Source organism: Flavobacterium sp., from assembly GCF_965262375.1.
GTDB lineage: Bacteria > Bacteroidota > Bacteroidia > Flavobacteriales > Flavobacteriaceae > Flavobacterium.
The window spans coordinates 769,280-793,387 of sequence record NZ_OZ253527.1 but is presented as its reverse complement, the minus strand read 5'-3'; the positions used below and the strand labels follow the sequence as shown (position 1 = coordinate 793,387).

General features: G+C 36.3%; 16 protein-coding genes. 13 read left to right on the top strand and 3 right to left on the bottom strand.

The genetic code is table 11. The features are described from left to right. Position 1: 1 nt before the first annotated feature. The 13 genes from ACQY29_RS03730 to ACQY29_RS03670 all read left to right on the top strand — a co-directional run bounded on the left by ACQY29_RS03730 (position 2) and on the right by ACQY29_RS03670 (position 21,654). Positions 2-292, top strand: a complete 291-nt coding sequence (locus ACQY29_RS03730; protein ID WP_428223906.1) for a PAAR domain-containing protein — start codon at positions 2-4, stop codon at positions 290-292. A 10-nt stretch (positions 293-302) separates the two neighbouring features. Beyond that, the gene (locus ACQY29_RS03725; RefSeq protein ID WP_428223905.1) at positions 303-716 is read left to right on the top strand and encodes a GPW/gp25 family protein; all 414 of its coding nucleotides are present in this window, start codon (positions 303-305) and stop codon (positions 714-716) included. Positions 717-789: 73 nt separating this feature from the next. Next, positions 790-4,053 carry a hypothetical protein gene (locus ACQY29_RS03720; protein ID WP_428223904.1) on the top strand — a complete coding sequence of 1,088 codons (3,264 nt, stop codon included), beginning with the start codon at positions 790-792 and terminating at the stop codon, positions 4,051-4,053. 11 nt (positions 4,054-4,064) lie between these two features. Continuing rightward, positions 4,065-7,091, top strand: a complete 3,027-nt coding sequence (locus ACQY29_RS03715; protein ID WP_428223903.1) for a hypothetical protein — start codon at positions 4,065-4,067, stop codon at positions 7,089-7,091. A 9-nt stretch (positions 7,092-7,100) separates the two neighbouring features. Beyond that, positions 7,101-10,079, top strand: coding sequence for a hypothetical protein (locus ACQY29_RS03710; RefSeq protein WP_428223902.1), 2,979 nt, complete (start codon positions 7,101-7,103; stop codon positions 10,077-10,079). 147 nt (positions 10,080-10,226) lie between these two features. Further along, positions 10,227-10,841, top strand: a complete 615-nt coding sequence (locus tag ACQY29_RS03705) for a hypothetical protein (protein WP_428223901.1) — start codon at positions 10,227-10,229, stop codon at positions 10,839-10,841. A gap of 2 nt (positions 10,842-10,843) precedes the next feature. Then, positions 10,844-12,349, top strand: coding sequence for a contractile injection system tape measure protein (locus tag ACQY29_RS03700; RefSeq protein WP_428223900.1), 1,506 nt, complete (start codon positions 10,844-10,846; stop codon positions 12,347-12,349). A gap of 77 nt (positions 12,350-12,426) precedes the next feature. Continuing rightward, complete coding sequence (locus tag ACQY29_RS03695) at positions 12,427-13,098, top strand: chitosanase (protein ID WP_428223899.1); 672 nt, start codon at positions 12,427-12,429, stop codon at positions 13,096-13,098. A 31-nt stretch (positions 13,099-13,129) separates the two neighbouring features. Beyond that, positions 13,130-14,113, top strand: a complete 984-nt coding sequence (locus tag ACQY29_RS03690) for a DUF4157 domain-containing protein (RefSeq protein WP_428223898.1) — start codon at positions 13,130-13,132, stop codon at positions 14,111-14,113. Positions 14,114-14,143: 30 nt separating this feature from the next. After that, positions 14,144-18,190 carry an eCIS core domain-containing protein gene (locus ACQY29_RS03685; protein WP_428223897.1) on the top strand — a complete coding sequence of 1,349 codons (4,047 nt, stop codon included), beginning with the start codon at positions 14,144-14,146 and terminating at the stop codon, positions 18,188-18,190. 3 nt (positions 18,191-18,193) lie between these two features. After that, positions 18,194-18,814 (top strand): hypothetical protein, encoded by a 621-nt coding sequence (locus tag ACQY29_RS03680; protein WP_428223896.1) that lies wholly within the window; start codon positions 18,194-18,196, stop codon positions 18,812-18,814. A 12-nt stretch (positions 18,815-18,826) separates the two neighbouring features. Continuing rightward, positions 18,827-20,113, top strand: coding sequence for an ATP-binding protein (locus ACQY29_RS03675; RefSeq protein ID WP_428223895.1), 1,287 nt, complete (start codon positions 18,827-18,829; stop codon positions 20,111-20,113). Between the two features lie 290 nt (positions 20,114-20,403). Further along, positions 20,404-21,654 (top strand): T9SS type A sorting domain-containing protein, encoded by a 1,251-nt coding sequence (locus ACQY29_RS03670; RefSeq protein ID WP_428223894.1) that lies wholly within the window; start codon positions 20,404-20,406, stop codon positions 21,652-21,654. Positions 21,655-21,789: 135 nt separating this feature from the next. Here ACQY29_RS03670 and ACQY29_RS03665 read toward each other — a convergent pair whose 3' ends face one another. From ACQY29_RS03665 to ACQY29_RS03655, 3 genes are all read right to left on the bottom strand, one after another. Then, positions 21,790-22,791, bottom strand: coding sequence for an acyl-ACP desaturase (locus ACQY29_RS03665; RefSeq protein WP_428223893.1), 1,002 nt, complete (start codon positions 22,789-22,791; stop codon positions 21,790-21,792). 9 nt (positions 22,792-22,800) lie between these two features. Next, positions 22,801-23,535: a lysophospholipid acyltransferase family protein gene (locus ACQY29_RS03660; RefSeq protein ID WP_428223892.1), complete on the bottom strand. Its 735-nt coding sequence runs from the start codon at positions 23,533-23,535 to the stop codon at positions 22,801-22,803. A gap of 84 nt (positions 23,536-23,619) precedes the next feature. Continuing rightward, on the bottom strand, positions 23,620-24,030 hold the full coding sequence (locus ACQY29_RS03655; protein ID WP_428223891.1) for a BrxA/BrxB family bacilliredoxin: 411 nt from the start codon (positions 24,028-24,030) through the stop codon (positions 23,620-23,622). Between the last annotated feature and the right edge of the window lie 78 nt (positions 24,031-24,108).

The following is a 24,108-nucleotide window of genomic DNA, read 5'->3' as shown; positions in this document are numbered from 1 at the left end:
TATGCCAGCAGCAGCACGAGTTACAGATATGCACACTTGCCCTATGGTTACAGGTACAGTGCCTCATGTAGGTGGACCAGTTATTCCAGGAAGTAATTCGACCGTGATTATTGCTGGTATGCCCGCAGCTGTAGTAGGCGATAGTTGTGTATGTACAGGTCCCACCGATGCCATCGTTGCAGGTTCGGGGACGGTGATGATAGGCGGAAAACCCGCTGTGCGTATGGGAGATACGACTTCGCACGGAGGTGTAATTAGTGTAGGTTGTCCTACGGTAAATATTGGAGGTTAATAAGAAGCGCATGAGTAAAAAATCATTTTTAGGAACTGGGTGGTCTTTTCCACCTACATTCAGTAAATTATCAGCAACAGTAGCTACGGTTTCTGATGAAGAAGATGTGCATCAAAGTTTACAAATTTTACTTTCAACACAATTGAAAGAAAGGGTAATGCGGTCTGATTTTGGGTGTGACCTCTCAGCAATGCTCTATGAAAACATCACGTTCACTTTATTGACCAAAATAAAAGAAATTATCAAAAATGCCATTTTACTATATGAACCAAGAATCGATTTGATAAACGTAGAGTTTTATATGCAGGAAGAAGTAAAAGGAGAAATTAAAATTGAGGTAGTCTATCGCATACGAGCCACTAATTCCCGTAAGAATTTTGTTTTTCCTTATTATTTAGAAGAAGGAACTTTTGTTCAAAAATAAATAGCATTACACAAGAAATATACACTTAAACGCTGGTTTAAGAAAACAAACAACAAACAAACTAAAAAAACAAATGAAGGATTGTGCTACAATGCTTTCCATACATGAAGGTATGGGAACTACACAAACTGATAGAATGCTTCAGGCATTAGCTACTGATTTTTTTCAAATAGATGAAAGAAAGACAGAAGATTATATTTTGTTTGTTCAAAAACTTTCAAAATACGTCATTTTTTTCAATGAAACCGATAGCCCTGATGGCGATTGGTCGGTACTTTTTGAAACTGAAAGCACCGCCATACTAGTTTATATTTCTGCTTGGAATATTGAATATGCGGTGCAACAATATGAAATTCAGAAAACAATTATTGCTAAGAACACTGTTTTTTCGGTTCAAAAAAGTATTCTTTTAAATTATTTCCAGCAACTGGAAAAAGAGTATAATCTGCTCCTAGCAAAAGCACAGCGGTTAGATAGTGAAATTCCAGAAAAAGAAAGTTTGATAGGTACGGATTATGCTATTCAAACGCAGTTTGCCACGTTGTACCAACAAATTAATCTAGCAACCGATATCGTTAGCCTATTAGAGAACTATTATTACCTCCGTTGTGTACAACAATTGTTTGGGTTATTAACCACTTGGAAACAATTTGCTACGGCTCCTATTCAACATCAGTTGGAAAATTATGATAAGCACACGCCTCATTACGCATTGTTTTTAGCATTCCTAAAACTCATGGAAGTGGCGAAGGCAAAATTGAATGAGTTTACTAAAAACCAATTGGATTTTTACTATAAAGAGGTTTTAAAAGTACAAAATGAGGCTGCAAAACCTGATTTTGTACACCTCACTCTAGAACCACATAAAGGGACTAAGCCTTTTTTGATTCCTAAAAACACTATTTTTTTAGGGGGCAAAAATGCTTTAGGGCAAAAGAAATATTTTGCAAGCACGGCTGACCAAACGGTGAATGCCATTCAATTGCAATCTTTTTGTAGTGTCCATAGCGATACCACAGCATTGTATAAAGTTCCCGATTTGACAGTTGCAAATGACACGGGAACTAGTTTTGATGTTTTTACCCAAAATCCTATGCTTTTTCAGGAAGGTTTTTTGGTGGCATCTCCTTTACTTTTTTTGCAAAGTGGCGAGCGTACGCTTTTTCTTCGAATAAATGACCAAGATTTAGAAGCTTCAAAGTTTCACTTTTTTATTACTGGAGAAAAGAAAACAATTGAAATTACTGAAAAAACCACGGTTAAAAAAGACCCAAAACAAACAGATACCTACATTCAATTGACTATTCCTGCTACGGAAAAAGCGATTGTACCCTTTGATGCTAAAAAGCATCCCGAATTTTTAGTTGAAACACTTTTTCCAGTGCTAAAAATAGTTCCGGTGAATCGCGAGGTGCTGAAAACAGTAAGTAAAATAGACTTAGAAATAAAAGTTGAAGGATTCAAATCGTTTGTGTTAGAGTCTGATTTTGGCAGTATTAATGTTGAAAAACCTTTTTATCCTTTTGGCGAATTTCCTAAAAATGGAAATGGAATTACCATTGCTTCTAATGAGTTTTTTATGAAGAAAAATGCCAAAGCAACCTTTGATATTACTATGGAATTCAAAACGAAACCCATGGGTAAACCTAAGAAAATTCAAAAGGAAGATAAAAAAATCATCATTTTTTCAGAGAAAAATTGGTTGTATAATAAAGTAGAAACTTTCGAATTGGTTAACGGTTTTTGGTCAAAAAAGGATACTAGTTTGAAACCTATGACGAACGACTATGCTTTACAAGAATATCATTTTGATGAGCTCGTTACTTCAGAAATAGTTTCAAATGGAAAATTTCGAATGGTTTTAGACGACCCCGCTTATGCTGGAGAATCGTATATGCAGAAATACATTAAAGCCAGTGCCGAAAAAACAACCTTGCCCTACAAACCTAAAATTAAAAGTTTTGTCTTTGACTATACCGTGCAGGAAGTCATTCATTTGGGAAAAAATACGGTGAAAGAGAAAATGCTTTTTGGGCAGCATCCATTTGAGTTTTTCAAAGATAAAACAGAAATTTTTTTGAAAGGAAATGATAAAAAAAATCCTGTTGATGTATTTACAGTGGACCCATTTGGTTTCCGAAAAATAACACTAGGCGCATTGAAATTTTCGAACTTAAAACCCAATGAAGGATATATTTATCTGGGGTTTAAAAATGCAAGCTCTAAAGACGGATTAAGTCTTTTGATTCAATTAGAAGAGGGGACTGCTAATCCGCTTTTAGAACCCGCAACTATCAAATGGCAGTATTTATCGTCAAATAGTTGGCTCGATTTTGAAGCAAATGCTATAGGCGACGAAACTTTTTCGTTTACGCAATCGGGTATAGTAGCTATTACAGTGCCTGATTATAAAGCCTCTACAAATACTGTTTTGAGCAAGGAATTGTTTTGGATTCGTATTGCTGTGTCTAATAAGCAAGCGATTTGCAAATGGTTAGGCGTGCATACCCAAGCGTTGAAAGCTGTTTTGACTGATTATGAGCAAATAGGTAGCGTATTTACCGAAATCACACCAAAGGAAACTGTCAGTAAATCCTTTGCTAGTTTAAATGGTGTTAAAAAAATCAAGCAACCGTATGCTTCTTTTGGAGGCAAACTTACAGAGAGTGATACGTTTTTGTACCAACGATTAAGTGAACGTTTGCGTCATAAAAACAGAGCCATTACCTCTTGGGATTATGAACATATTATTTTGCAAGAATTCCCTGAGGTGTATCGAGTAAAAACTTTAAATCACTACCGTTACGATACACAATTGTCTAATGTAGCAGCGGGTTATGTAAGTTTGATTGTGGTAGCAAAATCCTCCCCTACGGAAAATATCAACTGGAAACCCTTGCTAAGTTTAAATAAAATGTTGCAAATAAAAGAGTTTGTCAAAACGATTAGTTCTCCACACGCTCGTATTTGTGTAAAACCGCCTAAACCTGAAAAAGTTGAGTTGCATTTCAAAGTGCGATTTCATAAGACAGCAGGGATGGACAGCCGTTTGTATCTCAAACAATTAGTGCAAACGATAAATGAATTTTTAAGTCCGTGGGCTTATGATGCGGCCGAAGTGCAATTTGCAAATAGTATTGAATTTTCAACCTTAATTCAATTAGTAGATAACCAGCCGTATGTAGATTATATAACCGATTTTAACGTGACCCAATATCTTTTGGATGCGGAATATAATCCTGTTGGCTCGGCTATAAAAAACCTAACAAAAGTGACACCCCAAACGGATTTTACGCTTTTTGTACCCACAGAAACGCATCAAATTCAGGAGATTTAATCGAATAAACAATGGAAACAGCGGACTTTATTACTAAAAATAGAAAACTTTTACCTTCTCAGGATTTCCACTATTTATTCCAAATGGGGCTAACGTATGTGGAAAAACTAGGAGCAAAGTTCTGGACTGATTATAATGCCCACGACCCAGGGATTACCGTGTTGGATATTTTGTGTTATGCCATCACTGAACTGGGCTATAGAACTGATTTTGACATCCAAGATTTGTTAACTAATGCCAAAGGGAAAATAGAAAACAGTACCTTTTTTCCTGCATCCACTATTTTTACCAATGTCCCTCTAACGGCTAATGATTACCGAAAATTATTAATTGACCTAGAAGGCGTTTCTAATGCTTGGTACATTGCTACGCAAACGCAAACCGATAGTTGGGGGTATAATTTGCCTCATGCGTCCGAGACCAAAATTTTTGTCAATAAGCTTGAAGACAAATTGAGTTTAAAAAACAAGGATAAAAAGAATACAAGTTTACCAGAATTGCCCATAAGAGGTCTCGCGAAAATAAAATTAGAGTTAGAAGATGACCCGCTACTGGGGGATTTAAATTTTTTGTTACTCGAATTTGCGTTTTGGAAAGATAATCGTTGGGTCAAAATTAAGATAGTTCCTCAATTCATTGATTGGAACGACCCATTGGCTAAGCTGTTTCAATGGATGGACACCCCAAGTAAGATTACTATTGATAGCGTAAAAAAAATGCAGGATATCGTTTTTTTAGTGGTAAAGCGATATAGTAAACCCAGCGATGCATTACATTTTAGAATTTTTCCAGAAGATGTAAATGAGATGGACTTGATTGTGGCACATTTTCAATTGGAGAAAAATGTGTGCGAGGTCATTTCTAAATTAGAACAAAAAAGAAAACTCATTCTGAATACTTACGCAAAAGTAGTGGAGCGTTTGCAGGACAACAGAAACTTTACTGAAGACTTTCTGTGTGTAGAAGTTGTCGAGAAAGTAGATGTTGCGGTTTGTGCAGATATTGAACTAGAATTAGGCGTGGACCCCGTTGAGGTTTTGAGTCAAGTTCAAATTGCTATCGATACGGTGATATGCCCTAAAATTAATTTTTATACGCTTTCGCAATTGGTTAACGAAGGAATGCATTCGACGGCTATTTTTACGGGGCCTAAACTTACACATGGCTTTATCAAAGAAGAGGAATTGAATAAGGCTCAGTTGCCTAGTGCCATTCATGCTTCAGATATTATTGCGCTATTGATGGCCATTAAAGGGGTGAAGTCAGTTAATAATCTATTGATGACGGCTTACAATAGTTTAGGAAAACCAATTGCAGGAGCTACGAATCAGCGTTGGGTGTTAGCACTGACTGGTGAAGTAAAACCTGTTTTTAATCCAGACCTTTCAAAATTATTATTGTTTCAAAAAAACATTCCTTTTCTTCTTTCAGAAAGCCAACAACTGTTAGTTGACCAAAAAGTGATTTTGCATAAAACACAATTGCAACAAAAGAAACTTCGAGGCACTCGTCAAGATTATGAAATAGAATCGGGAGTGTATTTTGAGCTGGATAAATATTTTAGCATACAAGATGATTTCCCCGTTAATTATGGTATAGGAAAAAATAGCTTGTCTGATAAAGAACCTGATTTACGAAAAGCTCAGGCAAAACAATTAAAAGGATACTTGTACTTTTTTGAGCAAATTTTAGCCGATTTCTTTCATCAATTGTATCATGCGAATAGCCTATTGGATTGTCAACCAATGAGTCAGACCTACTTTCCTAAATTTTTGAGCAAAAACGACTGGAATGGTGCTGATTTTTATTCCAAAATGGTTTTTTCTGCTACGCTTAATGATAAATTATTGCATGGTTTAACCGACGAAGATTTGAATTTGTACGAATCGAAGTCGTTGTTTTATGACCGTAGAAATAGAGCGTTGGACCATTTGTTAGCGCGTTTTTCAGAACGTTTTAACGAATATGTGTTTATGATGTATCAAATTACACAAGATGCATCGGGGACAGGTGTTTTTCCTTTTGATAATGCGGAACTCGTTGAAGATAAGCAGGATTTTTTGAGTGTTTATCCTGAATTAAGTAGTCAGCGCGGGTTGGGCATGAATTACATGCACGCAAGTTACGATACGCAACTTCAAAAATGGAATTTTCATACGTTTTGGAATAGCTTACACCGTGGAGGATACGAGAAACGTGTGGCTCGATTGTTAGGAATTGATGAAATACCCTTGCGAAATATAGTAACCGAGGAAACGCCACAAACCCAATGGACGGTAGAAACAAATCCGATTCATTATGTGTTCAAAATTGTATCGCCTGCCGTTCAATTGATTGAAAAATGGGAGTGGGCTCAACTTCATTTTTTGAATCAAAATTTGTATAAAATAGAATTGGTATCAAGCAAGTTTGGTTTGTATTTGATGAATGAAAATCAAAAAATTGCTCGACTGGATAAGAAATTTGATACGCACGAAGAAGCGTTTGCTTATTTGCAAACCATGATTCGAAAGATGAATCAATACTACGAAAACTTTTATTGTGTCGAACATTTGCTCTTGCGTCCGTTTAATACAAGTCCATGGACAGACGACGAGTTGTTGTCTGTTTGTGTCAACGACGATTGCTTCGATGCCGCAAGCATAGACCCGTATTCTTTCAAAGCGACTTTGATACTGCCAGGTTATTTGTCCCGTTTTCAGAATTTAATATTTAGAAAATATGCGGAGAAAGTTTTTCGTCAGGAAGCCCCAGCGCATAGCTTACTCAAAATTTGTTGGGTAAATAGTTCAGATATGTTAAAATTTCAGAAGGCTTATAGAAATTGGGTAGAAGCTTACGGACACTACCGATTTAAAAAATGCAATCATAGTTTGAAAAAAAGTGATGAGGTTACGTATCACAGCATTTTGAAGGAACTCTTACTAGCTCTGAAGGAGCTGAACACGATATATCCAGAAGGAAATTTATACGATTGTCAAATTAGTGAAACTAAAAACCCAATGGTATTGGGTAGTACCTCTTTAGGAACATTATAAAAAAATAACATGGAAGCATACAACACCTCTAAGTACCCTGTTTTTGAAGCAGACCAAGTTTTAAGTCAGAAAGACCTCAATATGCTTGTTAGTCATTTGGAAGAACAAGACCGAATAGCACGAAAAAATTTGTCAGGTATTGGCATTGTTTGTGGGTTAGAATTGGCTTTCCCTACGTTGGATAGTGTAACTGTAAGTTGTGGTACCGCTGTTACTTCTTTAGGATTTCAAATCAATTGGAAAGAGGTTGTACTAACACACTATCAAGACTATGAGTTGAGTGAACAATTCTTGCAACCAGATTATACTCGCGAACCTTATTTGGAGGCGATTTTCAAATATGTACCCCAATATCAATCGATAAAAAAATGTTATGAGTTATTGCCTACCTCCTCGATTGTGGTGGGTAAAAAGCCTATACCTACTAATTTTTTTGATGATAAACTCATTGTTTTGTTATTAGAAACGAGTTTGATTGATCAAAAAAATTGCGTTACCACGAATTGTGACGATAAGGGGAAAAGAATGGAATTCAACATTCGTCCCTTGGCGGTTAGTCTATCAGCGCTTACACAATCCTTTTTCCGCGAGTTTCCTTTGCCGCAGGTTTATAATACTTTAACTTTTCCACGATATAATGTTCCTTATAAAAATTTAGTAACTTCTGCGCAAGTGTTAGACGGTTTTAATAAAGTACTCGAACCTGCTTTTATAAAAAATCTAACCGATGCTATAGGGGTGTTGTACAACAATCACAAAAACAGTTTACCCGCTAGTTTGAATGTTTTAAATCAAAGTAAAACAACGGTAGACAAGACACTATCTACGTTTAAAAATTCAGTAAGTGTGCAGTATGTATGGGATTGGATTGAAGATATAGTTAATGCTTATAATGAAATCATTAATTTCCAAAAAATAAATCCCGCTTTATGTTGTATCGATGAGAGTTTATTCCCTTTTCATGTGGTATTGGGAGGCAATGCCCCTGAGGATTTGAAATATAGAACACCGTTTTATGCTACCTTGAACGAAAAAGCGAAAGAAGGCGCAAAATTAAAACAGTTGATTCAGCTTTTTGAGCGATTAGCTTTAATTATCAATTCATTTACAATTGACAAAGCAGCTACTATACGTATTACTCCTTCTAATTATGGGAAGTACTCATTGTCCCAAAAAGCAATCCCGTATTATTATACTTCCATTTTAGAGATGAATAAAAAATGGAATCCAGCTTTGACTGAAAAAGGGAAAAACGATACCATTTTGTCGTATCACGCAAGTTTACCTAATTATACGAACAAGCTGGAAGTGCAAAAACCGTTGCTTTTTGATATTGAACCCTATAACTTTTTTAGGGTAGAAGGTCACATTGGTCAAAATTATAAAAAAGCACTTCAAGAATTAAACTTGATTCGCGACAGCTATAACCTGCCTTTTAAAATTACTGCGCTCAATGCCGTTGATTTTATCAACAAAAATATTGATATCATGAAATTTGATGGTCGTTGGGATGATTTGGAAACCGATTATGATTTGGCTCGAAAAAGAGTGTATAACATCACCGAGTTTGTTATCAATTGGATGGACCAACGCAAAAATGTCTTGGAACAAAAGAATCTGATGACTAAACAGAATATTGCGAATTTCAAGAATATTTTAACCCAATTAAAAAATCTGTTAACCAATGATTTAAAAGAGTTTTTGCCTAATTACAAAGCTTTTTATGATATTTTCAAACAACTGAATTTAGTATTTCTCTTCCATAGATGGTGTATACAGCTTTTTAATCCCGATTTGACTTCCTTAGCAGAAGACTTAATAGACCGTATGGATGATATTAACGAACTGTTTCTGGACGACCCTTTTACCGTTATTTATGAAGAAGCTAATTTGAGATGGCAAAAACTTTACAAAGAAATGTTTTTTGGAACTTTTATCAAAAAGCATCCCGGATTAGAACATAAAGCAGGGGTAACTAAGGGAGGAACTTTTGTAGTGGTTTATGTAGATACTACCATTTTCAAAGCTGCGGCTCCTCCACAAAAATATCTTGAATTATTAAATGCAGTAACCGCTTACAAAGACAATATTACCATTGACGATAAAACCAAGGAAGAGATTATTAAAAGCGCAAATTTAACCGATTATCGTTCGCAATTGCCTACCAAGCCAAGTTCAGGAAGCCTAAACAAATGTCAGGAAGAAACGGATAATATTAAGAATGATTTGCTGGCATTGGCGCAGTACAATATGCAAGGGCATTATACCGCAGAAATGTCGGGATATTTATTAGAAAATATCAAAGGTATTTTAGGGTTCGATTTGGGTTCTCTAGCTGATAAAACACCGTATCAACAAATGGTGATAGCTGATTTTTTCTTGCCTTATACCTGTTGCAGTGTGGGGAATACCATAGAAATTAAAATTGAAACGCCTGTACCGCTTAGTATTAGTTTAAATCCGTTGAAATTTTGTAACGACGATAAAAACCAATATGAAATAAAAATTACTGGTAAGACTTCGGGGACATTTACAGGTACGGCAAAAGATGCCTTGGTAAAAAGCGGAGACAAATTCTTTCTGAATCCAAGTCATATATCTGTTAGGCAACCCAAATTTTATACGTTGCAATATGAAGTGGATGGGGAAATGAGTAATATGCTTGAATTTGAAATCAAAACGCCTATTGCCCTGGGATGGTTGGCCGCTAGAGATGCAACCGATGTAAATAAAATTATTTTTTCAAATCCAATAGGAAATGATACACATGAATATGAATTTAATTTTGGTGATGGCAGTAATGTGTTAGTTACTAAAACGAGTTCAATAACTCACGTGTTTCCATTTAGTATGAATAACAAATCATTCAAAGTTTTTATCAAACAATTAGGGGAAGTTTGTATAAATACGCAGGAAATTACAGTGAATATTGTTGCTGATTTTAAATCGGGTGATTTTAATTCTAATGACTTTTTTACAGATAAATAGAAGGTTGAGTGTTCAGTGAACAGGATACAGTGAGCAGTAGTCAGTGAGTAGTAGTCAGTGAGCAGTAATCAGTGAGTAGTAATCAGTATTCAGTTCTTTGAACTTTTAAACGTTGAACTTTTAAACTTTAAACAAATAAAAAAAACTATGGCAACCTATCAACAAATTATAGACAAGATAAATGCAATTACCGACAATGGTAATAATACCGCAGCTGAAGTACGTAGTGTACTGACGGATATGCTTAACTTCAGTGATACTTTAAAACCTTTTGAAATTGGTTCTTCTGATTTAGTTGTTTCTCCTGAAATGACTTATCATTATTCCTTTAGAGGAATTGAGAAAAATATATGTAATCTGTATCTGCTTTTTAATTTAAAGGAAAAAACACTTGCGACCGATGCAGGTGGTTTAACCCAATTGAATATTGAAATTACTAAAGAAGAGTATGAAGTTTTAATCAATTTTATCCCTAATTGGGTATATGTGTCAGGGAAAATTACCCTCTCGACTTATTTAGCTTTTACAGCACCTACCTTACCAGTTGGAATGATAAGATACATCAATTTAGTTTTATATAAAATATTCGAAAAAAATTATATAGTGATTACCACTAGTGTAGCTATTGGTGAAACAATTACTACTTCTTTGGCAATTAATTTTAAAAATTTCAAGATGCCGACCGCAGTAAGAGCAACCGAAGCAAATACGATCTTTTCTGAGAAAAGTATTTTTAATATGAATCCCGATTTATTCAAATAATTATGCATCTTATCCAGCAACATACGTTTGATATTCAGTGTACTTCTCAAGCTTTTGGTCAAGAAGTACAAAGCCAATTGAGTGGTTTGTTGGAACAGTCTTTTTACCCCAAATTAGAACTTTTGTTTCGTAAATACGATGTGCCTCAGCAGTACTGGACTATTGAGGTACTAGAAATCGAAATTCCTGAACTGTCAAAAAGATATTGGAAAGAGGATTTAATACAGAAAATGCTTCAGCAAGCGGAGGCATATTTGACTAATAACCTACCTCATTTTTTTAGTCAAACCAATGATAATGCCCCGCAAACTGGAAATTTTTCTGGAAATGCTACAAAGCAGATGGAGATGAAAAAAAGATTGTTCCTCTTTTTGAAAGAAGGTTTTCTTCCTAGTACTGTTTCCATAAAAAATATTGAGGATTTAATCCAAGAATTGGATTTTGCATCCTTTGAAGTTGCAGAACTTTTGCAACTTTTTAAGGCTGATTTCAATGCCCTTGTTCGATGGGTGTTTGTGCTTAAAAACGAAAATTTTAAAATACAATACAGTAAAGCAAAAAATGAGGCATTATTTATAGAAATAAAAAATATTTGGTTCCCACTTTGGATTAATGAAATGAAAAGGTTTCCTATTGACCACAAATCGATTTTAAAAAGTTTAAACACGGCACATAAAAATCAGTGGGAAGAACTCTTGTTTTGGGCAACAGTACTGTTTCAAGAACAGCAAACGACAGAATTATTTAGCAAATTGAATGGGGTATTACAACGTTTTTTTTCCATATCTATGGAGGAATTGAGGGGCAGTTTTCGGGTGTTTACCTCCAGTAGATTTTCCCAACCTTTACTTTTTAGCAAAGGTTTTTCAACAGCCACAACACAATTCATTCAAACCTGGGAAACTACATTTATCCATCTAAACAAGAATAGGTTAGAAACAGTAGCACTAAAAATGGATTATTTAGATGAGCAACTAAGAGAAACACAATTCATCAAAGAAAACCCATCCTTTTTTATCAATAATGCAGGCTTAGTGCTTTTGCATCCATTTTTGGACCGTTTATTTGCTATGAATGGTTGGACAAATGAAAAGGAATGGGTGGATTATGTAGCGCTTCAAAAAGGCATTTTGAGTCTGCATTTTCTTGTTTTTGGAGAACAACCTATAGATGAAAGTCAGTTGATTTTGAATAAAATTATTTGTGGATTAGCCATTAATGAAGTGGTCGATGTTGCCGTTAGCCTAACCAGCGAGGAAAAAGAAAAATGTGTAAATTTATTAGAAGCCGTTTTAGAACATTGGCATATCATTAAAGGTTCATCCAAAGAAGCTTTACAAGAAACTTTTTTACAACGGGAAGGAAAAATAGAATTGCTTTCGGAGGGTTATGAACTTTGGATAAAAGACCACGGAGCAGATATTTTGTTAGAACAAGTACCTTGGGGAATTAGTATGTTTAAAACCCCATGGATGGAGCATTATATGAATTGTCATTGGAGTCAATAGCAATTTAATAAATGAGAAATCATCTGTTTTTATCAAAACAAGATGAGCGAATAAACAAACAACTAAAAAACAAACAGATGATAACTGCAGCACAAAAAAAGAAAATTTTGCAGGTACTTAATGTTTTTGAAACAGGCACTAAAGAAGGTAAATACGACGCCTTGGTAACCTATCCTGATGGTAAAAACGGTACACGTCAAATCACTTATGGTAGAAGTCAAACGACTGAACAAGGGAATTTAAAAGCCTTAATTGAAAAATATATTGCTAATCAAGGCATTTTTGCTAATGATTTTAAAATTTACGTTTCAAAAATTGGAAAGATTCCCTTAGTGGATGATGCGAATTTTAAAAGCTTACTTCGAAAATCGGCAAGGCAAGATACTATGATGCGACACACTCAGGATGAATTTTTTGATATACTTTACTATCAACCTGCTTTGCATTTTTTTGAAAAAAACAAATTTACCCAAGCTTTAAGTTTATTGGTTATATATGACAGCTATATTCATTCGGGTGGCGTTCCAGCTTTTTTGAGGGAACGATTTCCAGCTAATGTTCCTTTAAATGGAGGTATTGAGCAAGATTGGATAATGCAATATGTACATACTCGACATCAATGGTTAACAAATCATCCTAAGAAATTGCTTAATAAAACAAATTATCGGACTACTTGTTTTTTGCAACAACTTGAAAGTTCCAATTGGGATTTGTCAAAGCCAATCGATGCACATGGAATATTAATTTAAGCTTGTATTGTCAAACTAAAAAATAGGTCTTATGGAATCTAGAAGACGATATTCAGAAACTTTTGGGGCAAGTTCAACTACAACACATTTGTTTAAGCCCGTTGTACAAACAAAATTAGCAGTAGGAGCCTCTAATGATAGTTATGAAACAGAGGCTGATAGCGTGGCTGATAAAGTGATGCAAATGAATAGTTCAGATAGCGCTTCGATAAGCTCAGGACAAACTGCTGTACAGCGTAAATGTGCCGCATGTGAGGAAGAGGAAAAAGTACGAAGAAAACCTTTAGCCGAACATATTACGCCATTAATCCAACGTCACAGTTTAGCCACAGCTGATGCGAGTACAGCTTCACCTCACGTAGAAAGCAAGATAAATAACTCCCGTGGTGGCGGAAGTTTGATGGATAGCGGGACTCGCAACTTTATGGAATCTCGATTTGGAACCGATTTTTCTGATGTCCGAATTCATACAGGAAGTGAAGCCATTCAAATGAGCCGTGAACTCAATGCACAAGCTTTCACCGTTGGGAATGATATTTATTTTAATCAAGGAAAGTACAGTCCTACTACGGATGTTGGAAAACATTTATTGGCTCACGAATTAACTCATACCATACAGCAAAGTGGAAAAGTTGAACGTAAAATTCAGAAATTAAGTGACCCTAATTGTAGCTCAACTACACCAATGCCCGTTTCAGGCTCTTGTAGAGATTGTTTTGTGCATACTTGTTATTCGGAAACATTTATACCCGCAACGAGTGCTGCACTTAATGTTTCGGTCTCGGTAGATTATTGTGAAGACCCTGGAAACACAGGTCCAGAAGATTTTAGTGTTCAAGTTTATAAATGTGGTATGTTGAGTGACACTCGTATCGGTGCTAAACGATTAGGTGGAAACATTCCTGATACACTCACTTTTGCTATAGCAAGTGTTACTCCAGGTGATAAGTACTATATAAAAATTTATTCAAGGTCGCATTTAGGTTTGAATTCCACCTATACTATTTCACAGTAGAGTTTTAAAATTAAAAGGATTTAATTGCCAATGCAACAAACGCAAAACATCAAAGAAACAAATTCTAAAAGTGCTATTGTTAAAACGAACAATACCCCTTTTTTTACACCAGCACCAGTCATCCAAAAAAAGATGGAGATTGGTGCGGTGCATGATGTTTTTGAAGCAGAAGCGGATGCCATGGCAGATAAGGTAATGCAATCGGGAGCTGAATATCATACCTCGTATAAACATACAGGAGCTTTAATTCAAACCAAATGTGCGCATTGTCAGGAAGAAGAAGAGCGTATTCGCAGAAAACCTTTAGTACATTCCATTTCTAATTATATTCAAAAGTCGGCTTTAACGGATGTCGCAAGTGCAGTGGCGCCCACACATATTGAAAGTAGTATTTATAGTTCAAAAGGCGGTGGGCAAAATATGGATACCCAAACGAGAAGTTTTATGGAATCTCGATTTGGGGTCGATTTTTCCTCGGTAAGAATCCATACCAATAGTACTGCTGTGCAGATGAGTCAAGAGTTAAATGCCAAAGCTTTTACAGTAGGGAATGATATTTATTTTAATCAAGGTCAATATAATCCTGATTCTTCTGTCGGGAAACATTTGTTAGCCCATGAGTTGACACATACCATTCAACAAGGGGGAAGCCAAGTAAAAAGACTCCCTTTGCAAAAAACAACACAACCTAAAATACAAAGAGGATTTTGGAGCCGTGTAGGGAATGGAATTGCTGATGCAGCTTCTACTGCTTGGGATTATACTGGTGGAGCGGTTATCCGTTTTGGAGGTAGAGTTATTGAATGGGTAGAAGACCGAGCGGTAGATATTATCAATGAAATTGCCCCTGGATTGATTGACTTTTTGCGTTCAAGTATTTGGGAACCTATCCGTGATATGATTGCAGAAGGATTAGACCGTTTGACCGGTGGTTTATTCTCACGCTTGCAAGAAGAAGGGCTTTCAGGCATTATCCGAGAGTTTGTAGATGCGATACTAGAAACGGTGCAAGGTACGATTGCCGATGCATGTAGGAGTTTTGCGCAACTTGCGGAAAAGGTGTTTAACTTTATCAGAACCTTGAGTGGTGGTGCCTTAGCCCGATTGCGTTCGGTATTTAATCGGGTAAGTGGTTTTTTTAGTGGGATTTGGAATGATTACGCCCAACCTGCCATGAGTGCGATTCGTCATTTTGCGAGCGATGCTTGGAATTGGATAGTAGAAAAAGCCCAATGGCTTTGGGATTTAATAGAACCGATTCGAAATGCTATTGCAGCAGCTTGGAATTGGTTACGTCGTATGTTTAACATTGCTTGGGAAGGTGCTTCTTCGGTTTGGGATTGGCTCGTAGAAAAAGCAACACAAGCTTGGGAGTGGATAAAAAGTGCCATCGAACCTATCAAAACACCTTTGATGATTATCGGTGGAATCTTGATTATGCTTTCGCCACTTGGACCTTTTGTTGCTTTAGGTGCTGCGGTGTACGGAATTTACAGAGCCGTTCAATGGGTTCGCACCAATTGGAATAGTGAAGTAATGGTACGTTTTCGAACTTATTTACAACAAAATATATTAACTCCTATTCAAAATGGCATCGAGCAATTGCGCAGTTTAGTCAACAGTGCATTGAGTTGGATTTCAGGAATGTTTCAACGATTGCAGGCCGCATTTACCTCTTTAGTTAATGCCGTGACTTCGTCTTCGATTTTCGTGTTTTTGAGAGGAATAGTGCAAACCGTAGCTAATGCCATTCAGGATGCTGCTACTTGGGTAGTTACACAATGCCGAAGAATAGGACAGTTTATAGCCAACATCGCACAACGTGTATGGACGCTTATCAGACCCATTGTTTCTTTAGTAGCCAAATTAATTATTTTATCCACTAATCCTTGGTTGATACCTATAGTGTTAATGGCTTGGTATTGGCGTATTTTACCAGATTGTTTTAAACCGCCAATTATCAATTTTGTATTGCGAGTAATGATAGGGGTATTACGAGCTATGCCAAATTTTGCGATGTTCGGAGAAACTTGGCCTCGAGTGAAAACTACCATTATTACATTCTTGCAGGAAAAATTAGAGGCGCCAGATGAGGTAAAAACAGCTGCGGTGAATCGTGTGGCAGTAATGGTTTCTGAAATGGATTTGACTTTATTAAGCAACCAAATTGCAGCGGCCTCAGGGGCACCTGCCGAGTTTGGTGGTCAAATGCAAGAAGAGTTAATTGGTGTGAATTTGAATACGCCTTTGCCTTTTGAGCGTACAACTATGGAAGAACCTTCTTTGGTGAGTCGTCTTGAAAGTTCTGGTATTTCGGAGCATGTAAGTCCGGAAGATGCGGCATTGTTTTCACAAACACAATACTCAAATGAACATATAGGCGTCGATGCAGTTGGAACTTTTGCTCCGTCACCTGAATTAGAGCAAAATATACTCAGTCGTACAGGAGCTGAGGGGGCTGTAGAATTTGGAAATTCTACGGATAGTTCCAGAACGGTGCATGGTATTTTGGGAGAAATGCTTCCTACAGGTATGGAGGGCGAAGGAAACGCAACTGCTGAAAGTGGCGGTTCTACTACAGAGTCGGAAGCAACGACTTCTCCAACGGATGGGGAATCCAGAAGGTTAAGTCCAGAGGAAGAAACAGAACTACGCTTGCAACAAATGATTGACCAAAGTACTCAACAAATGGCTACACAGCCTTGTACAACGGCAAATGCAAGTGAAGGCGGTGGTTCAGCCGATGCTGCTAGTGCTTTTCCAGAAGCGGCACGTTTTGGTCCGCTTACCCCAGCGCAAAGGGCTCGTTATACTTTGAATCAAATGTATAACGGGATGGGACATTGGTGGAACTGTAATAGACATTGGTTGATTCCTACTATTATAGGTACAATTATAGTCGTGGTTTTAGCAATTGTTCTTTCGGGGGGAGCTGTGTTAGAAGCTATTCCAGCTATTTTGAGTGTATTGACCCCAATTATGATTGGAGTAGCGGTAGTACGTGCTTCGTATTATCTTGGAGAATATGTCTATAAGTCTATTTCTGGGGATATTCCAGGAGCGAGTAGGTCATTAGCTAGAGCTTTTGCTGTGGCTGCAGTTGAGGCTATTTTTGCCTTACTAGGAAGTTCAGCCTTTTGGAAAACCTTACGCAATGGTGTAGGTGCTGTGGGAAGAACCGCCGCAAGAGTTATAGGTGGGGCAGGTCGTTTAATAGGAAGTACGGGTAGAGTGGGGGCGGCATTTGTACGGACACTAAGCGCAGGAGGGCGTTATGTTATGCGAACAGTGGGAGCGGTTATTACTCGTGGTAGGTTGATGCTTAGAGGAATACGAGGTAGAATGGGACAAGGATTACGGTCTTTGGAAGAATTTGGTGAACGATTATTGACCCGTATTCGTTTTAGAAGATTCCGATTACGAATAAGAAATCGATGGTTTGTTCTTGAAGGTTACCTTAATCCGTGGGTTATTATTATGGAAGGACCTTTACAAGGACAATTGTCTGAAGTAGATGATTTAGCGGTTGCAGGAAGAAGTGTAGGGGATGATATTGTCTCTGCTGGAGGTACTCGTATGCGCGTGGCATCCTTAGGAGCTGCATCACCAAGAGATTATAGAAGAATTTTTGAAATTTTTCATGGTTTGCCAGAAGGAGGCGCTTCCAATTATGTCATTCACCATTTGGTAGAACAACAAACACGTAATTTTATAAGTCATGTAGATGATTTATTTTTACATTCGGCAGCAAACTTACGGGCTATTCCAAGAGGAGTTGTAAATAGTGTGGTTCATCTTTCTCAAATTAGGGTGATTTGGAACCGTTTCTATACTGTAATGCATACAATGATAGCGGCTGGAACGATGACGGAACGGCAATTGTTTCAAGCTTTGCGACATTTTGAATTGTATACAGATGAATATATTAGAGCTATGTTGCGTATTGCTGAACAAAATAGTCATTTAGCAGATGATGCGTTGCGTGCACTAATGGAAACAGAAAGTAACCTTTGGAGACAAAATCATAATATGCAACAAGCTATTAATGATGCGATAGCTTTTGGTCAACGATTTTAATTTATGGAAAAACAAAAAATTTATGTGCTACATAGCGCTTCGGTTATTGGTATGTTAGGACCCGAGACTGAGACCATCGAAAACAAAATATGCGCACAATGTGCTATAGTTGAATTGCCTTTTCAATATAAAAATGTTCACTTGTATTTAGATAGTTGGAATGCTGAAGATTTAATCCAATCGGGAAATTTATTTTTGGTGAGCGACCAATTAAAAGTTGCTTTAACGAATCATGCTATAAAAGGCTGTGCCTTCGAAAAAATTGAAGTCACCAAAAGTGAGTATTTTTATTCGAGTAATGTTAATCAAGATAATTTGCCTCAGTATTGGCAATTGCAAATAACTAGTCGTTGTAAAGGACCTGAAGTTTGGTGGGAACGTATTCCTTGTGGAAATTGTGACAAAACTAAATGGAAAATTACTAATGCTGGAATAGTTTCTATTTCTGTGCCTTTTAATACAGATGCGGTTCCAACTCGCAAAGTATATTTTGATAGTTGGACGGGAGAAGATATTTTTTATTTAGAAGACCCCGATGTGCCTATAATCACTGAAAAGTTTTTAGAAATTTTAAAGCAATTTAATTGTGAAATGAATATTTTAGAGAGTGATTGGGAGAATTAAATAAAAAAAACTATGCTTTTTGACAACCTAAAAAACTATATCATCGCTCAGTTGAGGTCAGAAGATAAAAATGATATTCAATTTCAAGGGACTTTTTCAGAAGTCTTGCAACATGCTACGACACACGAAGAAGCGTTTTTTTTGGCTTTGGCTTTAGTACCTCATGTGCAACCTTCTTTTTTTGATGCTATCATGAAAGAAGTTTTTCCTGAAGGTGGCGAATTTCCAGAACTAGGAGGTTTGCGCGAAGGAAACCACAGAGGAATGTTACCCACAGCAGAAACAGCATTGTACGTCTTGGCAAAAGATGACCTTAACTACCGCCTACATTTGCAACAATTTTTTACGCCTGAGCATTGGTTTTACCAGAATAATGTATTGTTGTTAGAAGAAGTAAAAGAAGGTTTGCCTTTAACCAGCGGAAAATTAATTATGCCCAAGGAAATAGTCCATTTACTTTGTTACGGAGAGCAAGTAAAGCCAAAGTTTGGGGTGAATTTTCCTGCGAAAGAGGTGAGTACGTTGATGACTTGGAATGATTTAGTCATTAATGTAAGTGTGCAAAATCAAATCAATCAAATCAAATTATGGATAAAGCATCATAAAGCTTTGATAGAGGATTGGGAAATGAAAAAACACATGCTGCCAGGGTATCGTGCGCTATTTCATGGTCCTTCAGGAACTGGGAAAACGCTTACGGCAACTTTACTGGGTAAAGAGTTTCAGCGCGCGGTATATCGGGTCGATTTGTCTCAAGTGGTTTCCAAATATATAGGGGAAACCGAACAAAATCTAGAAAAAATTTTCAATTTAGCGGAGAATAAAAATTGGATTTTGCTTTTTGATGAAGCTGATGCATTATTTGGGAAAAGAACCAGTACAAAATCATCCAACGACCGTTATGCTAATCAAGAAGTAAGTTATTTATTGCAACGGATTGAGAGTTTTCAAGGCTTAGTGATTCTAACAACTAACTTTAAAAACAATATTGATGATGCTTTTTTAAGAAGATTTAATGCTATTATCAAATTTTCGAAACCAACAGTGGAGGAACGAATGCTACTTTGGAAAAAAGCAATTCCTAAAACTATGGCAGTGAATGAAAATTTACTACAGCAAATGGCTAATACTTATGAAATGACTGGAGCTCAAATTGTTTCTGCTATAGTTCATGCTTCCTTACTGGCATTAGAGGAAAAATCTGATTTTTTATCACAACAAAATTTATTATCGGGGGTGCGTGCCGAGTTTGAAAAAGAAGAGCGTCATTTTGCTCCATTAGTTGAATCAAATTATTAGTAGTTTCATTTATTTTAAAAAGCGGATATTGAACTTCAGTATCGGAATGAAAGGAAACTGAATTTACTGTGTTTTTGATGGAATAGTCGTTGTTTATCAACTTTTTGTCGGTTGTAAGTTGTTTGTTTTTAGTGTGAAACAGAATATAGATAATAGACTAAAGTTAAAATATTTGCAGCGTCTAACGGTTTGTTCTCACCCGTTTTGGGTGATGCGTGGTGTTTTTTTTACAATTAAGTTTGCCAAGTTTAATTCTGAAAAATTTTGACAAACTTAAAAAAAAAATGACTATGAGAAAAATTACGCTATTCCTCTCTTTAATTGCAATGATGATTTCTGAAAGAAATCAGGCACAAACCTGTTCGACTTTGGCAGGAAGTGGAGTTTCTGGTACAATGAATGGTTCTGGAACCATTGCTCAGTTTAACTTTCCATTAGGGATTTCAAAAGACGCTCAAGGAGATATTTTAGTTGCTGATTTTGGGAATGGTTCTGTCCGTAAAGTAACCACTACTGGTGATGTTACTACTCCTATTTTTGCTCAGTTTTCTAGACCTCAATATGTTGTGAAAGACTCAGCTGGGAATTATTTTATTATTTGTCAGTTGGATTATAATATATATAAATATAGTACAACTGGAACACTTTCAAGTTTTGCAGGTTCTGCAAGTACGCAAGGGTATTCTGATGGTACAGGGCAAGGTGCTCAATTTAAAAGCCTTAATGGTCTTACTATTGATGCGAACGACAACTTGTATGTATGCGACCAAAATAGAATTCGAAAAATTACTCCTGCAGGAGTAGTAACTACCTATGCAGGTTCTATTTCTTCTGGGAGTACTGATGGTGCTTTGTTAGCTGCTTCTTTCTATAATTTGCAAGGAATAGTTACTGATGGGAATAATAATTTTTATGTAGCAGATAGATTGAATCATAAAATTAGAAAAATTTCTGCTAATGGTCAAGTAACTACCATTGCTGGAAGTGGAGTGTCAGGTTACGCAGATGGACCTGCACTTACTGCAAAATTTAATTACCCTCAAGGAGTGAATGTGGATGCAGCAGGTAATGTTTATGTTTCTGATACTTCAAATCACAGTATTCGTAAAATTGATACTAACGGAAATGTTACTACTTTAGTAGGAAATGGAACTTCAGGAAATGTTGATGGTACAGGTAGTGCAGCACGTTTGTTTTATCCTAATGGGATAGTTTTAGATGCGCAAAATACATTGTATATTGCCGATAGTCAAAATCATAAGATGCGCAAAATTGCACAGAATTTAGCTGTAGAAGATTTTGAATTAGAACGTCAACTTGCGGTTTATCCTGTTCCTGTAACGAATGTTTTGAATATAGTGAATTCGAACGGATTGGTTTTAAATAGTTATAGTGTAATTGATGTTAATGGTCGTAAATTGGTAGACACGACTTTTGAGGCTACCTCTTCTATTGATTTAACTACTTTTACACCGGGAATTTATTTTATCGAATTAAAAACGGAAAAAGGCATTTTAGTGAAAAAGATTATTAAAGAGTAATATGTGTTTTATAAAGATTCTCAGAATATAAATTCAAAGATATTTTTTGGATGAACTATAATATTTGATTTGGGAACAAAATTATAGATTGATAAAAAAAGAGGCTTTCAGATCATTAAAGCCTCTTTTTTTTATTTAAACCACTAAAGCAGGTTGTACCCACTTGAATAATTTTTCTTCCGCTGGAGTAACCATGCGTTCTGCTAAACGGGTCATGCGAGCAGGTAATTTTATTAAATAATCACGCGCTTTTTCAGCTTCGTCTGATAAGTTTGTTACCTTTTCAATTTCCCACTTGTCAATCAATTTCTGAAGAATATCTACATAATCTAAAGCGGTATACACCCCGATACGTTGTGCTGACTCGGAGAATTTCTCAAAAGCGGTACCAATAGCATCCCCTGATTCACGAATTAAATTAGCTGGCATGGTGATTTTTTGCTTCATCATATACTGAAAAGAAAGCATCATTTCACTTGGGTCCACTTGGAAAATTCGGTTCACAAATTCGCTATAAGCTAAATGGTGACGCATTTCATCTCCTGCAATCATGTTACACAGCTTCGCTAATTTTTTGTCTCCATACTGTTTGGCTAACTTTGATACACGCATGTGTGATACATAAGTAGCTAATTCTTGAAAACTCGTAAAAACAAAGTTTTTATACGGGTCTCTATCCGTACCTGGGTCAAAACCATCGTTAATCAAATGTTGCGTTGTGATTTCTACTTCACGCATATTCACACGTCCTGAAAGGTACAAATACTTATTCAACAAGTCGCCATGACGGTTCTCTTCACCTGTCCACTGACGAATCCATTTTGCCCAACCGTTTTCGCCTTCTTGTCCTTTTTGACGTACACCATCCACATCCATTAACCAAGATTCGTAAGTTGGTAAGGCTTCTTCTGTAATGGTGTCCCCAACCAATACTACCCAGAAATCGTAGGGTAAATCCTTAGCTATTTCACGTAATTCTTTGACTTCTTCCATGAAATTTTCGCTTTCTGAATTGGGCAACAAATCGCTTGGTTGCCACATTTTTTCTACGGGAAGCAAATAATTATCTACAAAAGAATCTAAGCTCTTTTCTAGAAACTGCATTACTTCCAAACGCATATTGTGTAATTTATTCATAATAGATATTTAGTGTTTTATATGTTGTTTGATGATGGTTTCTGTTTTTTCAAAAATTTCATCAAACGTATAATCCGATATTTTTAAAGGCGGATGAATGGTATGTTCAATTTTAGTACCTAATCCTAAGGGAAATTTCCCATAACGGTTCATTTTCCAAGAATTATTGATAGATACAGGCAAAAAGTACGCATCAGGCGCATAGCGATACAACATTTTTAATCCATTTACTGAAAACGCCTTAGGCTTTCCATCTTTACTGCGAGTTCCTTCTGGGAAAATGACAACCGAATAATTATTGTCGTTGATAAATTTTCCCACTCTTTGAATTTCCGGTAAAGCTTGTTTAGGGTCTTTACGGTCAATTAATGCAGAACCTCCATATTTTAAATTAAAGGAAACACTTGGAATCCCTTTTCCTAATTCAATTTTACTAATAAACTTGGGATGACATTTGCGTAAAAACCAAATAAATGCAGGTATTTCGTATAAACTTTGATGATTGGCTACGATTATCAAAGGTTTATTGGCTGGAATATTTTCGAACCCTTTAATGTTATAGGTAGTACCTAATACATGTGTACTGCGTATCAAAAACCAATTTAATATAGCCACACTCCAACGGTGAGCGTTATAGCCAAAAAAAGTATAACAAACCCATTGAATTGGATGAAATACAATTAACCAAAAGAAATACAATAAGGCAAATACGAATGATAAAGGGTATGAAATTATTTTTTGCATAGTTTTCGTTTTGGGCAAAAATAATAAATGTCATCTAGCTCTTAACCATCTAGATGACATTTATATAAAAATAACGTTTTGTATTTAGCAGAACTCGTTGTAGGCGTCTCTTAAATTTTCAGCAATAATTTCAGCTGGACGACCTTCAATGTGATGGCGTTCTAGCATGTGTACTAATTCTCCATCTTTAAATAATGCCATAGCTGGCGAAGACGGTGGGAATGGGAACATTTGCTCACGAGCCGCATCAACTGCTTCTTTATCTACACCAGCAAAAACAGTAATCAATTGACTTGGTTTTTTATCGCCTGACAAACTCATCACCGCACCTGGACGCGCATTACGAGCCGCACAACCACACACTGAATTCACAACTACTAAAGCTGTTCCGCCTTGTGCTAATGCATTTTTTACTTCTTCTGCTGTATATAAATTTTGAAAACCATTGCTTGTTAATTCTTCACGCATTGGTTTTACCATTTCTTCTGGATACATATTCTTTTAGTTAAAAAGTTATTGTGGTACAAAGTTACAAAGAATATAATTTTTAAAAACTTTATTTAATAGTAAATT

Coding starts and splice junctions, on each gene's coding strand:
- ACQY29_RS03670 (WP_428223894.1), top strand. CDS start 20,404: ATGAGAAAAATTACGCTATTCCTCTCTTTAATTGCAATGATGATTTCT.
- ACQY29_RS03680 (WP_428223896.1), top strand. CDS start 18,194: ATGGAAAAACAAAAAATTTATGTGCTACATAGCGCTTCGGTTATTGGT.
- ACQY29_RS03690 (WP_428223898.1), top strand. CDS start 13,130: ATGGAATCTAGAAGACGATATTCAGAAACTTTTGGGGCAAGTTCAACT.
- ACQY29_RS03720 (WP_428223904.1), top strand. CDS start 790: ATGAAGGATTGTGCTACAATGCTTTCCATACATGAAGGTATGGGAACT.
- ACQY29_RS03710 (WP_428223902.1), top strand. CDS start 7,101: ATGGAAGCATACAACACCTCTAAGTACCCTGTTTTTGAAGCAGACCAA.
- ACQY29_RS03695 (WP_428223899.1), top strand. CDS start 12,427: ATGATAACTGCAGCACAAAAAAAGAAAATTTTGCAGGTACTTAATGTT.
- ACQY29_RS03685 (WP_428223897.1), top strand. CDS start 14,144: ATGCAACAAACGCAAAACATCAAAGAAACAAATTCTAAAAGTGCTATT.
- ACQY29_RS03725 (WP_428223905.1), top strand. CDS start 303: ATGAGTAAAAAATCATTTTTAGGAACTGGGTGGTCTTTTCCACCTACA.
- ACQY29_RS03665 (WP_428223893.1), bottom strand. CDS start 22,791: ATGAATAAATTACACAATATGCGTTTGGAAGTAATGCAGTTTCTAGAA.
- ACQY29_RS03730 (WP_428223906.1), top strand. CDS start 2: ATGCCAGCAGCAGCACGAGTTACAGATATGCACACTTGCCCTATGGTT.
- ACQY29_RS03705 (WP_428223901.1), top strand. CDS start 10,227: ATGGCAACCTATCAACAAATTATAGACAAGATAAATGCAATTACCGAC.
- ACQY29_RS03675 (WP_428223895.1), top strand. CDS start 18,827: ATGCTTTTTGACAACCTAAAAAACTATATCATCGCTCAGTTGAGGTCA.
- ACQY29_RS03655 (WP_428223891.1), bottom strand. CDS start 24,030: ATGTATCCAGAAGAAATGGTAAAACCAATGCGTGAAGAATTAACAAGC.
- ACQY29_RS03715 (WP_428223903.1), top strand. CDS start 4,065: ATGGAAACAGCGGACTTTATTACTAAAAATAGAAAACTTTTACCTTCT.
- ACQY29_RS03660 (WP_428223892.1), bottom strand. CDS start 23,535: ATGCAAAAAATAATTTCATACCCTTTATCATTCGTATTTGCCTTATTG.
- ACQY29_RS03700 (WP_428223900.1), top strand. CDS start 10,844: ATGCATCTTATCCAGCAACATACGTTTGATATTCAGTGTACTTCTCAA.